11 protein-coding genes and 8 pseudogenes are annotated in these 14,034 nt (G+C 22.3%); 7 read left to right on the forward strand and 12 right to left on the reverse strand.

Going from position 1 to position 14,034, the window contains the following annotated elements; translation table 4 throughout:
- Window positions 1-124: 124 nt before the first annotated feature.
- Window positions 125-529: a hypothetical protein gene (locus ACXUB0_RS08175; RefSeq protein ID WP_458257569.1), complete on the reverse strand. Its 405-nt coding sequence runs from the start codon at window positions 527-529 to the stop codon at window positions 125-127.
- Window positions 530-778: 249 nt separating this feature from the next.
- On the opposite strand from ACXUB0_RS08175, the pseudogene ACXUB0_RS08180 reads away from it, so the two are divergent.
- The 3 genes and pseudogenes from ACXUB0_RS08180 to ACXUB0_RS08190 all read left to right on the forward strand — a co-directional run.
- A pseudogene (locus tag ACXUB0_RS08180) lies at window positions 779-1,048 on the forward strand (transposase); the annotation flags it as partial.
- Window positions 1,049-1,296: 248 nt separating this feature from the next.
- A pseudogene (locus ACXUB0_RS08185) lies at window positions 1,297-1,791 on the forward strand (IS5 family transposase); the annotation flags it as partial.
- A gap of 32 nt (window positions 1,792-1,823) precedes the next feature.
- Window positions 1,824-1,988, forward strand: coding sequence for a hypothetical protein (locus ACXUB0_RS08190; RefSeq protein WP_458258221.1), 165 nt, complete (start codon window positions 1,824-1,826; stop codon window positions 1,986-1,988).
- A gap of 357 nt (window positions 1,989-2,345) precedes the next feature.
- Here ACXUB0_RS08190 and ACXUB0_RS08195 read toward each other — a convergent pair whose 3' ends face one another.
- A complete protein-coding gene (locus ACXUB0_RS08195) occupies window positions 2,346-3,461 on the reverse strand; it encodes an Mbov_0401 family ICE element transposase-like protein (RefSeq protein WP_458258361.1) in 1,116 nt (371 codons plus the stop codon).
- A gap of 63 nt (window positions 3,462-3,524) precedes the next feature.
- On the opposite strand from ACXUB0_RS08195, the gene ACXUB0_RS08200 reads away from it, so the two are divergent.
- Window positions 3,525-5,111 carry a hypothetical protein gene (locus ACXUB0_RS08200; RefSeq protein WP_458258362.1) on the forward strand — a complete coding sequence of 529 codons (1,587 nt, stop codon included), beginning with the start codon at window positions 3,525-3,527 and terminating at the stop codon, window positions 5,109-5,111.
- Window positions 5,112-5,254: 143 nt separating this feature from the next.
- Here the strand turns inward: ACXUB0_RS08200 and ACXUB0_RS08205 are convergent, their stop codons facing one another.
- Window positions 5,255-5,674, reverse strand: a complete 420-nt coding sequence (locus ACXUB0_RS08205) for a hypothetical protein (protein ID WP_458257688.1) — start codon at window positions 5,672-5,674, stop codon at window positions 5,255-5,257.
- Between the two features lie 133 nt (window positions 5,675-5,807).
- Between ACXUB0_RS08205 and ACXUB0_RS08210 the strand changes: the two are divergent.
- Window positions 5,808-6,491 (forward strand): annotated as a pseudogene (locus tag ACXUB0_RS08210) (ISNCY family transposase); the annotation flags it as partial.
- Window positions 6,492-6,634: 143 nt separating this feature from the next.
- Here the strand turns inward: ACXUB0_RS08210 and ACXUB0_RS08215 are convergent.
- The 9 genes and pseudogenes from ACXUB0_RS08215 to ACXUB0_RS08255 all read right to left on the reverse strand — a co-directional run.
- A complete protein-coding gene (locus tag ACXUB0_RS08215) occupies window positions 6,635-7,054 on the reverse strand; it encodes a hypothetical protein (protein WP_458257688.1) in 420 nt (139 codons plus the stop codon).
- Between the two features lie 365 nt (window positions 7,055-7,419).
- Window positions 7,420-7,611, reverse strand: a pseudogene (locus ACXUB0_RS08220) (ISNCY family transposase); the annotation flags it as partial.
- Between the two features lie 170 nt (window positions 7,612-7,781).
- The gene (locus tag ACXUB0_RS08225; RefSeq protein WP_458258363.1) at window positions 7,782-8,018 is read right to left on the reverse strand and encodes a hypothetical protein; all 237 of its coding nucleotides are present in this window, start codon (window positions 8,016-8,018) and stop codon (window positions 7,782-7,784) included.
- A 160-nt stretch (window positions 8,019-8,178) separates the two neighbouring features.
- Window positions 8,179-8,968 (reverse strand): IS5 family transposase gene (locus ACXUB0_RS08230; RefSeq protein ID WP_458258104.1). Its coding sequence is split into 2 segments (ribosomal slippage): window positions 8,179-8,706 and window positions 8,708-8,968, totalling 789 coding nucleotides; the frame shifts between segments, so codons are not numbered across the junction.
- Window positions 8,969-9,256: 288 nt separating this feature from the next.
- Window positions 9,257-9,580 (reverse strand): annotated as a pseudogene (locus ACXUB0_RS08235) (ISNCY family transposase); the annotation flags it as partial.
- A gap of 9 nt (window positions 9,581-9,589) precedes the next feature.
- Window positions 9,590-10,217 (reverse strand): annotated as a pseudogene (locus ACXUB0_RS08240) (IS5 family transposase); the annotation flags it as partial.
- A 24-nt stretch (window positions 10,218-10,241) separates the two neighbouring features.
- A protein-coding gene (locus ACXUB0_RS08245) for an IS3 family transposase (RefSeq protein WP_458257450.1) occupies window positions 10,242-11,362 on the reverse strand; the annotation gives its coding sequence in 2 pieces (ribosomal slippage) (window positions 10,242-11,119 and window positions 11,119-11,362; 1,122 coding nt in all).
- Between the two features lie 81 nt (window positions 11,363-11,443).
- A pseudogene (locus ACXUB0_RS08250) lies at window positions 11,444-11,602 on the reverse strand (transposase); the annotation flags it as partial.
- 68 nt (window positions 11,603-11,670) lie between these two features.
- Window positions 11,671-11,985 (reverse strand): annotated as a pseudogene (locus ACXUB0_RS08255) (ISNCY family transposase); the annotation flags it as partial.
- 146 nt (window positions 11,986-12,131) lie between these two features.
- On the opposite strand from ACXUB0_RS08255, the gene ACXUB0_RS08260 reads away from it, so the two are divergent.
- Window positions 12,132-12,446: a hypothetical protein gene (locus ACXUB0_RS08260; RefSeq protein ID WP_458258364.1), complete on the forward strand. Its 315-nt coding sequence runs from the start codon at window positions 12,132-12,134 to the stop codon at window positions 12,444-12,446.
- Between the two features lie 745 nt (window positions 12,447-13,191).
- Window positions 13,192-13,791, forward strand: coding sequence for a deoxynucleoside kinase (locus ACXUB0_RS08265; RefSeq protein WP_252320085.1), 600 nt, complete (start codon window positions 13,192-13,194; stop codon window positions 13,789-13,791).
- Window positions 13,792-14,034: the final 243 nt, after the last annotated feature.

Genomic DNA, 14,034 nt, shown 5'->3' on the forward strand with positions numbered 1-14,034 from the left:
AAGGGCTGTTTATTTTTTGAATACTATAAACCATATAAATTTTTAAATCGTTTGAATATGAGCAAATTTGGTGCCTTAAAATTAATTTTAAATATATAAAGATATTGCAATTGCAATATCTTTTTTATAATTTTAGTGAGTTTATTTTAAAACCCTTATAATTTTTATTTTCAAAGCTATTAATTTCAACTTCATCAAACTTTTTTATTTTTAACTTTTCTAAATTTTTGTTATAAATTTCCATTTTTAAATTTGATATTTTTTTTAATTCTTCTTTTATTGAATTAAATTTAATTTCAAAATAATTTACTTTTTGAGAAATAATTCTATGTTCATTTTCATATTTTCTTATTTCATTTCTTATTTTTAATTCATTTTTATTGTTAATATCTTGATTTGTTAAACAAGATATTTTTTTATTTATTTCTTTTTCTTTTCTTTTTTCATTATCTAGCTTTTTCTCCAAACTTCTAAATTCATTACTTAACTTAGAAATTTGATTTTGACTTTCTTGTAATTGTTTATCCATATATTAAAAATCCTTTCAAAATTAGAAACCTAATTGTTTAAAAATAAAACAATTAGGTTTCTAAAACTATTTTTAATTCATATTTATTATATTCATTAAAAATTGGTTTGTAAATAAAAAAGTTCCTATATGAAAACAAGGAACTAAATTTTTAGGGGTTATTTAGAATTTGTGTTTATTTAAGAACCTGTTTGGAATCTTTTATAAAATAACGTAAAATGACTATATATTTTAAGATAAGGGGTATATATGCATAAAAATTATCCAAGTCATGTTACTAAAGAACAATTTGAGAACATAAGATCAATTTTAGAAAATAGCAAAAAGAAAACAAAACCAAGAAATTTAGATTTATATGAAGTATTTTGTGCAGTTTTATATGTATTAAAAAGTGGATGTCAATGAAGAATGTTACCAAAAAATTTTCCAAAATGACAAACTGTATATTATTATTTTCAAATTTGAAGTAAAAATAGTGATAAAGAACCTAGCACTTGACAAGTAATTTTAAAAAAAATTAGTTAGAACCTGTTTAGGATCTTTTTTAACTTATTTTTGATTAAATTAATATCATAAATGTTATTTTATAGTTGAAAAATAAATTTTTAATCGATAAGTTGTCAAATGATAAAATCTTTTTAACAAAAAAATGACAAAGAAAATAAAATGTTAATTAACTGTCAGGTTAGAAATAATTATTCCCTTTTTTAGTTTAATTATGTTTAAAAGATTCCAAACAGGTTCTTAGAAAAGTTCGTATCAATAATGGTAGAAAAGAACAAACTAGTTTTTGTATAATTGATTCACAAAGTGTTAAGAACACAGATACTGCTAAAAATAAAGGTTATGATGCTGGTAAAAAAATTTCAGGAATAAAGCGTCATATTGCTGTTGATTCTCAAGGTTTACCACATACAATTTACATAACCACAGCAGAAAAAACAGATCGTAACAGTGCTATAATAATGATTGAAAATGAAAAAGAAAATTTATCTAAAGTTCAAAAAATACTAGTAGATGCTGGTTATACTGGTGAAAAATTTGCTTTTAAAATCAAAACAATCATAAATGCAAATGTTGAAGTTATCAAACGTAATGAATTACATTCTTTTGTATTATTGCCAAAAAGATGAGTTGTAGAACGAAATTTTGCATGATTAGAAAAATGCAGAAGATTATGAAAAAATTGTGAAAGAAAATTAAATACTAGCTTACAAATGGTTGTTCTTTCCTTTATTTCAATTTTATTAAAAAGATTTTAAACAGGTTCTTAGAATTATTTGGAGAAATTTTTATGAAATTTTGAAATTTGCCAATGGCAGATTTAGGTTTTAATTTAGGTAATTTTGTTGTTTTTATTCTTTTAATAAAGTTTGCTATGTCAGAACCTGTTTGGAATCTTTTAAACATAATTAAACTAAAAAAGGGAATAATTATTTCTAACCTGACAGTTAATTAACATTTTATTTTCTTTGTCATTTTTTTGTTAAAAAGATTTTATCATTTGACAACTTATCGATTAAAAATTTATTTTTCAACTATAAAATAACATTTATGATATTAATTTAATCAAAAATAAGTTAAAAAAGATCCTAAACAGGTTCTAACAGTGTAACTTTCCAAAATAATTTAATTTTTGATAAATATTTTTGGGAAATTTTCACTCGATATTGACATAATAATACTTACTTTTATAATTCAAAAATTCTTATTAATAATTACTTTAATAAGTTTTATTTTATTTTTGGTTTTTTTAAAATCTTTAATTTTAATTTATAATAACTGGATGGCAGTATTTATTTGATAGCATTTAAAATTAACCATTTTTGTATATATCAATATTATAAGTTCTATCACCAATCATATGTTTTAAAATTTGTTTAATATTAGTTTCAGTAAAGCAACCAATATTTTCAACTAATGCTTGGTTTAATACACCATCTTTGGCATTAATAAAATAACCAACTTTTAATTTTTTATATTGTAAAGTTAGTAATTGTAAAAAATTAATTAATTCATAATATTTACCTTTTGCAAATAAATTTATTGCATTTTCATAATGTAGTTTAGCAATTTTATTTTTTCTTCTTCCTGCCATTATACCAAGAAATAAAACATGAAAAGCATGAAATTTATCCAAAATAAATTTAGCATTTAAAATTGTAGCAGTTTTTCTAATTCATTTTGCACTATCTCCACAAACTATTAAATTTGCTTGGTCAAAGTTTTCAAAATATAAATTACCATATTTTTGAATAAATTTAACTGTTTTTTCTGCACCAATTTCTGTTTTTGATACTCTTATTTTACAAACTGCTCTTTTATTAATTAATTTTCCATTTTTCTTTTTACCAGTACAAAATACTATTAATCTCATAGAACATTTTTTACAATTTTTAGTATTGTGTTTTTCATTAAACTTAAATTTTCTATGTCCATCATCAATATTTATATATAAAGTTTGATTTGGTTGTAATACTATTTTAGGGATATTTGCTTTTGGCAATTCAAATTTTTGATATGTTCTACAAACTGTACTAGTACTTATTAAATCTTCAATAAAAGTATCACAAACATCACGATACTTTTTTCCATCAGCAAAAAATTTTAAAATTTGTTTAATAACATTAGGTGCAAGTTTACTATATTTTTTAACACCAAGATAGTTATCTAATAACGATACATATTCAGTTTTTTGTTTTTCTATGTTATAATATTTACAAATACGTCGTTTATAATTTAATAAACCTTTTTTTGCTTTTAATTTTCGTTCTCTGAATCTATATGATTTATATACAGATTTATCACATTCATTTCATAGTTGTTCATCTATTTTTGCAAATAATTCTTCTGTTTGTTTTAAACTTAATTCATCTTGATTAAAATCGTGTTTGTCTCAATCAAAAAGATTAAGGAATGGTAATTTTAACATTTTTAATGTTCCTTTCTTTTAAATAATTTAATTTTAACTTATATATGTTAATAAGGAGTAAATATGGCTTTTATTACTAGTTATGCACAACTAAATAAAAAATATAATCTTAATTTTAGTGATAATAATTATGGTTTTAGTTGAGATATTTTTAAACAATTTGTTGGTGATGAATGAGCAGAATTTTTCACTACTAATTGTTTTTATCGTTTTATACCAACAGCACGTGGAACAAGAAAAACTTGAAACTGCTTAGCATTTGATTTATTTATATGTTGTAATTTTAGTGATAGTAGTGTTCAAGAAGTAAGACGATATGAAAATACTCATAGTGAAACTACAATTGGTGCTTTAATGAATGTTTGTCAAGTTTTATTAGATACATATAATATTAATTTATTACCTAATAATACACATGGTATTAAATGAAAAATAACCAAAGATGGTCGATGTATTATTTTTCCTAATAATCAACAAATTGATTTTATTGGTTATGCTAATGGTAATAAAATTTTTGGAAAAGAAGCGGGTGGGTCAAGTTTTTTGGGTTCACGTACTGATGAAATAATAATGGCAGAAGAAAAAGAAACACTAACAGAAAAGCAATTAACACATAGATATGAGCGTTTACAAAATTCTATGTTTAGAAGTAATCATATTAAAGTTTCAAATGAACCAATTAAAGAATGAAGTTGAACTTTTATTGATAAAAATATATATAGTCCTACTTTTGGAAAATTAATTACTCGTTATTTTTATAAAAGTTTCTTTATTACTTTTACATGTAATCCTTATGATAAATATCATCCATTTTATTTAAAATACTGTACGCCATTTTTACCATTAAATGATGAAATAATTAAAAATCTTAAAAAAATTGGCAAAGTTTATTATGAAAATAAAGATATATTTAGTGGTTTAGGCTTATTTATTTTAAGATTTACTATTCAACCATTTTGAAAAAAATTACCTGAAATTCAACAAAAAACTTTATTAGAAATGGAAAAAAGTAATCCTGATGAATTCAATACTGTTTTTTATGGTTTTGAATTTTTAGATAGTGATGCAACAATTTTTCCATTTCAAAAAACAGTAAAATATTGACAACCATATGATTTAAAACAATTTTATAATCAAGAACAAGATATGTATAAATTTGATTTTTATTCAGTTGGTATTGCTTGAGCTACGGGACCAAAAGACCATATTGTATTTATGATAGTTGGTTTTAAAGAATATAATAATACTGGATATTATGACCCTTATGTTATTTGTGAATTAGTAGTTACATCCAATGATTTTATTAATGAAAATGAAAAAATTAATGCTTATGTAAATGAAATTTTAGGATTAATGGATAATTTTGAAAATTTTGACCAAGCAATTTATTTTTATGATGATAAAGCAAGAACAGCAATTGATTATAGTAAAAAATATTTTCCTTATAAAAATAACAAAGTTCAATATATACAACCTAGAACTGATGTAATTGTACTTAAATCATTTATTAATGACTTATATCTTAGTTACAATAATCAAATGTATGAACTAAAAGAAATAGCTTTAAAACCAATTATCAAAGAAAATTTAATAAAAACTAAAAAAGTTTATATACCCAATAAAAATCATCCTTGAAGATATGGATATTAATAATTCCTAATTAAAGTTATATAAGATTTACATTTTGTGAATACTAAACCATATAAATTTTTAAATCATTTGTATATGAGCAAATTTGGTGACCTAAAATTGATTTTAAATATAAAAGAAATTGTAATTGCAATCTATCGTTTTTACATTTGTGGTAAGTTTGATTTATTCGGATTTATTAATAAATTATTTAAAGTTGCATTATTAATTTTATTAACATCTATATTTATTTCACTATTTGATTTTCTTATATATAATTCTTTTACTTTTTTAATATTTCCAAAAAGTTCTTTTGATATTTTTATAAAAAAATCATTTTTTTCTTTAATTATTTTATTTTTATCAATTTTTCCGAAAGTAAATATTTTTAATATTAAATAACTAATTTTTTTAAATTTGCTAATCTTTTGTTTTTTTAAATTTTCATTAATATCAACAATAGTAGTTTGGGCTAAATTAACTCTATTACTAATAATTTCTGGAGTAAATTGATTTTTATCAATGATTATTTTTATCAATTCTTTATTAATTCATTCATATTCTTCTTGTAAATTTTTATTCATTTTTTCATCCTTTCAAAATAAAAACTCATTTACTTTGAAATTAAAGCAATGAGTTAAAAACTTATATTAAGTTTAATTAAATTATACAAAAAAATCCTATATTAAAAACAGGAATTAAAATTTTAAAGGTTATGGTTATTATAATGTCTTTTATCAAATTTTAACTAAATATGGCATACCAAAAGCATTTTATACTGATAACAGAACAGTTTTTGGATATAAGAAAAAAATCGATGCGGGTAAAATAAAAACAGAAAATGACACTTATACTCAATTTCAAAAATGCTGTAATGATTTGGGTGTTGAAATAATTAGAACTTCAATTCCACAAGCTAAAGGTCGAATTGAACGCTTATTTGGAACACTTCAAAGTCGATTAATTAGCGAACTAAGACTTAATAAAATTAAAACTTTAGAAGAAGCTAATCAATTTCTTAAAACGTACATAAACTTTTTTAATAAACAGTTTGCTTTTCCTATTGATGATAATAAATCTGCTATGATTAAAGCTCCTACACAAGAAGAAATAAATATTTATCTTTCAATATTTTCTAAAAGAAAAACAGATAGTGGTTCAACTATAACATATTATAGTAAAAAATATTTTCCTTATAAAAATAACAAAGTTCAATATATACAACCTAGAACTGATGTAATTGTACTTAAATCATTTATTAATGACTTATATCTTAGTTACAATAATCAAATGTATGAACTAAAAGAAATAGCTTTAAAACCAATTATCAAAGAAAATTTAATAAAAAGTAAAAAAGTTTATATACCCAATAAAAATCATCCTTGAAGATATGGATATTAATAATTCCTAATTAAAGTTATATAAGATTTACATTTTGTGAATACTAAACCATATAAATTTTTAAATCATTTGTATATGAGCAAATTTGGTGACCTAAAATTGATTTTAAATATAAAAGAAATTGTAATTGCAATCTATCGTTTTTACATTTGTGGTAAGTTTGATTTATTCGGATTTATTAATAAATTATTTAAAGTTGCATTATTAATTTTATTAACATCTATATTTATTTCACTATTTGATTTTCTTATATATAATTCTTTTACTTTTTTAATATTTCCAAAAAGTTCTTTTGATATTTTTATAAAAAAATCATTTTTTTCTTTAATTATTTTATTTTTATCAATTTTTCCGAAAGTAAATATTTTTAATATTAAATAACTAATTTTTTTAAATTTGCTAATCTTTTGTTTTTTTAAATTTTCATTAATATCAACAATAGTAGTTTGAGCTAAATTAACTCTATTACTAATAATTTCTGGAGTAAATTGATTTTTATCAATGATTATTTTTATCAATTCTTTATTAATTCATTCATATTCTTCTTGTAAATTTTTATTCATTTTTTCATCCTTTCAAAATAAAAACTCATTTACTTTGAAATTAAAGCAATGAGTTAAAAACTTATATTAAGTTTAATTAAATTATACAAAAAAATCGTATATTAAAAACAGGACTTAAAATTTTAAAGGTTATTTGGAATTTGTGTTTATTTAACAGTGTAACTTTCCAAAATAATTTAATTTTTTGATAAATATTTTTAGGAAATTTTCATTCGATATTGACACCAAATAAGTATTATTGTTGACTAATATTTTTCAAGTGTTAAGATTAACATACAATTTCATATTGAAGTCTAAATTATTCTCGTCTAAACTTATAATTTAAAGACAATAATTGAATGTTATAGACAACATCGGTACGCTCCCGAAATTTTATTACGTGATTTATGAATAAAACCAATTTTACCTTCTTTATTAAAAATTTGAATTAATTGATTAATTCTTCTAATAGTTAAGTTAAGTTTACTTTTAGCTTGATGCTTAGATAATTTTTTAATAGTACTGTCGTTTATAATCTTATATTTATATTTTTCTTTCATAGTCATGCTTCTTTCCATATTTATCACCAAGTATATTTAACTTCACTTTTGGGAAATTTTTACTCGATAACTAATAGGAAATTATCACTAAATAATGACAGATACAACTTGTTCTCTTGTCAATGACTGAATTTGTGATAACGTAAAAGATTAAATTTGTTCTGCTGTAAATGATACAACTTGTTCAATTATTGATGAATTATTTTTTGTTTATTAAAAGTTGAAATTATTTTTCTTCCAAAAAATTTACGCTGCTCTAATGTAAAAATTTGTTTTTGTTCTGGTGTAAATGATGCAATCGGTTTTTCTGTAAATTCTGGGATTTGTTCTTTTGTAAAAGCAGAAATTTGTAACGGTGTAAACGTAGGAATTTGTTCGATTGTAAAAAGAGGAATTTGTTCTGGCGTAAATACAGAAATTTGCAACGGTGTAAACGCAAGGATTTGTTCTGGTGTAAAAATTGGGATTTGTTCATATGTTAAATACGGAATTTGTTCTGGCGTAAATGATGCAATCTGTTTTTTTGTAAATGACTGAATTTGTCATAATCAAAATCATTGAATTTGTTTGGGTCTAAGAACCTGTTTAAAATCTTTTTAATAAAATTGAAATAAAGGAAAGAACAACCATTTGTAAGCTAGTATTTAATTTTCTTTCACAATTTTTTCATAATCTTCTGCATTTTTCTAATCATGCAAAACTTCGTTCTACAACTCATCTTTTTGGCAATAATACAAAAGAATGTAATTCATTACGTTTGATAACTTCAACATTTGCATTTATGATTGTTTTGATTTTAAAAGCAAATTTTTCACCAGTATAACCAGCATCTACTAGTATTTTTTGAACTTTAGATAAATTTTCTTTTTCATTTTCAATCATTATTATAGCACTGTTACGATCTGTTTTTTCTGCTGTGGTTATGTAAATTGTATGTGGTAAACCTTGAGAATCAACAGCAATATGACGCTTTATTCCTGAAATTTTTTTACCAGCATCATAACCTTTATTTTTAGCAGTATCTGTGTTCTTAACACTTTGTGAATCAATTATACAAAAACTAGTTTGTTCTTTTCTACCATTATTGATACGAACTTTTCTAACTAATTTTTTTTAAAATTACTTGTCAAGTGCTAGGTTCTTTATCACTATTTTTACTTCAAATTTGAAAATAATAATATACAGTTTGTCATTTTGGAAAATTTTTTGGTAACATTCTTCATTGACATCCACTTTTTAATACATATAAAACTGCACAAAATACTTCATATAAATCTAAATTTCTTGGTTTTGTTTTCTTTTTGCTATTTTCTAAAATTGATCTTATGTTCTCAAATTGTTCTTTAGTAACATGACTTGGATAATTTTTATGCATATATACCCCTTATCTTAAAATATATAGTCATTTTACGTTATTTTATAAAAGATTCCAAACAGGTTCTAAGAACCTGTTTGGAATCTTTTAAACATAATTAAACTAAAAAAGGGAATAATTATTTCTAACCTGACAGTTAATTAACATTTTATTTTCTTTGTCATTTTTTTGTTAAAAAGATTTTATCATTTGACAACTTATCGATTAAAAATTTATTTTTCAACTATAAAATAACATTTATGATATTAATTTAATCAAAAATAAGTTAAAAAAGATCCTAAACAGGTTCTTATATCCAAAAACTGTTCTGTTATCAGTATAAAATGCTTTTGGTATGCCATATTTAGTTAAAATTTGATAAAAGACATTATAATAACCATCTAATGTTTCTTGATGATCAAATCATAGCCCGACAATATTGCTTGTAGCATCATCAATTGCAGCATGTAAAAATGCTTTTGGTTTATCATTACCAAATCAATGATGATTACTTGCATCCATTTGAATTAATTCACCAAAATTTGTTCTACGATTTCTTGTTGGATGTAAGTTATTTTTCTTATTTTTATGTTTTTTTGGTGAAGTGAGTTTTTCTTTAATTAATATAGTATAAGAACCTGTTTAAAATCTTTTTAATAAAATTGAAATAAAGGAAAGAACAACCATTTGTAAGCTAGTATTTAATTTTCTTTCACAATTTTTTCATAATCTTCTGCATTTTTCTAATCATGCAAAACTTCGTTCTACAACTCATCTTTTTGGCAATAATACAAAAGAATGTAATTCATTACGTTTGATAACTTCAACATTTGCATTTATGATTGTTTTGATTTTAAAAGCAAATTTTTCACCATTATAACCAGCATCTACTAGTATTTTTTGAACTTTAGATAAATTTTCTTTTTCATTTTCAATCATTATTATAGCACTGTTACGATCTGTTTTTTCTGCTGTGGTTATGTAAATTGTATGTGGTAAACCTTGAGAATCAACAGCAATATGAAGCTTTATTCCTGAAATTTTTTTACCAGCATCATAACCTTTATTTTTAGCAGTATCTGTGTTCTTAACACTTTGTGAATCAATTATACAAAAACTAGTTTGTTCTTTTCTACCATTATTGATACGAACTTTTCTAACTAATTTTTTTTAAAATTACTTGTCAAGTGCTAGGTTCTTTATCACTATTTTTACTTAAAATTTGAAAATAATAATATACAGTTTGTCATTTTGGAAAATTTTTTGGTAAGTGGAATGGCAACACTTTTTAGGACTATTTTTTGGTAGACACTTGTTCTTGATATTTGATAGGAGTTAAGTAGTTTAAAGTGCTGTGGATTCTTATGTTGTTGTATCAATTGATATAATCAAATAATTCTAATTTTAATTGGATTAATGATGTAAAATTTTTATCATTAATAAATTCAGTTTTGAAAGTTTTAAAAGTTGCTTCAGCAACAGCATTATCATAAGGACAACCTTTTTTGCTTAAAGATCGAGTAATATTGAATGCTAATAAAAGATTATTAATAATTTTATTGTTAAATTCATTACCTCGATCACTATGAAATATTTGGATATCTTTTAAACAGCGATTTGATTGCATAAATGCTTGATATACTAGTAATGCATCTTTTTTAACTCCAACACTATGTCCAATAATTTCGCGGTTAAATAGGTCTATTAATAGGCAAATATAGTTTCATTTACCATTAACTTGAACGTAAGTTAAATCACTAACAATAACTTCATTTTTAACCCTATTATTAAAGTTTCTATTAACAAGATTGGTTATTTGACTATTATTGACTTTATTATGATGATTTTTGAATGATAATTTAGTGTATTTTGATATTAAATTATGCTTATTCATAATTTCTTTAATTTTTCTGCGTGATAAATAAATTTCTTGGTTTTCTAAAATTTTTTTTAATCTTCTAGTACCATAAACTTCTTTATTTTCTTTAAAAGCACTAATAACAGCTTCATCATACATATTATTTTTGATTTTATTTTCTTTTTTCTTTAAGTTAAAATAATATGTTGATTTAGATATTTTCAAAAAACGACACATTGTGCGAATTTTATATTTAACTTTATTTTTAGCAATAATTTCTACTTTCTGCCTATTATTAGTGCTGCTTGCTTTAAAATATCATTTTCCATTCTTAATTGTTTTAATTCTTTTCTTAATTTAATTAATTCATTTTCTTCAACAGAACGATTATCTTTAGTTTTAAAACTACCTGAATTAGTAAATTGCTTAATTCAATTATAAGTAGCTGCTCTTGTAACATTGTACTCTTTAGCAAGACAAGACACTGACTTACCGCTTTGATATAAAGCTACTATTTGTTTTTTAAATTCATCTGAATATGAGTTAATATTGGCCATAATTATACTTCCTTTCTTTTCACTAATTTGTTCACTTGTCTACGTAATTAGTGTCCAATAAAGTGTAACCCATCCAAACATTCTTCATTGACATCCACTTTTTAATACATATAAAACTGCACAAAATACTTCATATAAATCTAAATTTCTTGGTTTTGTTTTCTTTTTGCTATTTTCTAAAATTGATCTTATGTTCTCAAATTGTTCTTTAGTAACATGACTTGGATAATTTTTATGCATATATACCCCTTATCTTAAAATATATAGTCATTTTACGTTATTTTATAAAAGATTCCAAACAGGTTCTAAAGTGTGCTATATGAAATTTTAATTTTTTCTTCATTAATTAATTTCTCATGGAAACGTTGAAAATTAAAATTATAATATTTGGTTTTATACAAGTTTATAATTTCATTTTTAATTTTAATATTTGTTGCTTTATTAGAAATTTTATTACGTGATTTATGAATAAAACCAATTTTACCTTCTCTATTAAAAATTTGAATTAATTGATTAATTCTTCTAATAGTTAAGTTAAGTTTACTTTTAGCTTGATGCTTAGATAATTTTTTAATAGTAATGTCGTTTATAATCTTATATTTATATTTTTCTTTCATAGTCATGCTTCTTTCCGTATTTATCACCAAGTATATTTAACTTCACTTTTGGGAAATTTTTACTCGATAACTAATAGGAAATTATCACTAAATGATGACACGGGGCAGGAGATGCTGCAAATGCAGCAATTTTTGGTAAAATTGTTCATGGAATGGCTTTTTTTGCATTAATTATTTCATTAATTAATGTACCGCAAATTATTGCTAACATATTATTAATTAAGGGAAAATTAAATAGTTCTATTCTTCCAGGAGTATTAACTATGCTTGGATTGGGAATTGTAATTATTGGAATTTTCTGTGGTGTTGCATTTTTACTGGAAAATTTGAAGACGAAGTTGAAAAATCACAAGATGAAAACTTCATTCATCGTAACTTTAACGTTCCGAGTTGAGAATCAAAAACAACTAATGAAACTGTTGTTAATGCTGAAGTTAAATCAGAAACTTCTAACAATGATGAATTAGCTACAATGAAACAAAAGATTCAAGATTTATAAGAAAAAATTACAGAACAAAAAGATAAAAAATAAATTATTTGTAAGAACCTGTTTAGGATCTTTTTTAACTTATTTTTGATTAAATTAATATCATAAATGTTATTTTATAGTTGAAAAATAAATTTTTAATCGATAAGTTGTCAAATGATAAAATCTTTTTAACAAAAAAATGACAAAGAAAATAAAATGTTAATTAACTGTCAGGTTAGAAATAATTATTCCCTTTTTTAGTTTAATTATGTTTAAAAGATTCCAAACAGGTTCTAAGAAAGATTCTCCTTAAATTGTAATAATTATACTCTAGTGAAAAAATAATTGAGATACTTTTTCTAGAGTATTTTTAATTATTAAATTTTTTGTGGAATCTATATATTAAAAATTATGTTCGAAAAATATAAAAATTTTTATATATAAATAAGTTTAAAAATAATAATATGGAAGTTAACTAAAAATAATAGATTTAAGTTAGAGTAAAATTTATATGTTATGATAAATATAGTTATTAAAGGGTGTATAGAATCAAGAAAGTGTATTATCAATAATTTTAAAAATACAATTGATATTACGTTAATCTTTGAAAATATAAGGAATAAGTTTTAGTAAAAAAAGTAAAATTTAATTTATTAAATATTTTTTAAAATTTTTTATTTGGAGGGAGAAAATTTATATATTAAGATAAATTAATTGTAATCATATATTATGGGAGGCAAAAAATGAAAATTGTATTATCTGGTGTAGTTGGTGTTGGTAAGAGCACTATTAGTAGAGAATTAGCAAAATTATTAAAATATAAAATTATGGACGAGCCAGTTACTAGTAATCCCTATTTAGATGATTTTTATCAAAATCCTTTAGAATATGCTTTTAAAATGCAAGTATTTATGTTGATGGCACGAAGTAAACAATTAAAAGAAGCACAAAATTTTAACAATGTTATTTTTGATCGCAGTATTTTAGAAGATCCTATTTTCGTTGAAGTATTAAAAGCTCAAAACAATATGAATGATAGAGATTATGAAGTGTATTTAAATTTTTATAATAATGTTATTATTTCATCACTTTATTTTGATCCACAAATTAAACCCGATTTAATTGTCTATTTAAAAGCAAATCTTGAAAACACAATTGAACGCATAAACCTTCGTGGTCGTGAATCAGAAAAACATGTACCTCATGAATACTGAAGTTTATTAAATAAAAAATATGAACAGTGATATGAAAAAGAAAAAAATAACTTTAATTTTTTAGTAATTGACACTAATGATTTAACTCCTAAGGAAATAGTGCAAAAAATAATTGATTATATAAAATAAAATTTCTTATTGAAATCAAATTTTTATTTAGTCATTTTTTCTCATGTTATATTAATAATTATTGTTATTTTTCCTGTCAATATCGAATGAAAATTTCCTAAAAATATTTATCAAAAAATTAAATTATTTTGGAAAGTTACACTGTTAAATAAACACAAATTCCAAATAACCTTTAAAATTTTAATTCCTGTTTTTAATATAGGAATTTTTTTGTATAATTTAATTAAACTTAATATAAGTTTT

Source organism: Spiroplasma endosymbiont of Dactylopius coccus (assembly GCF_977110965.1).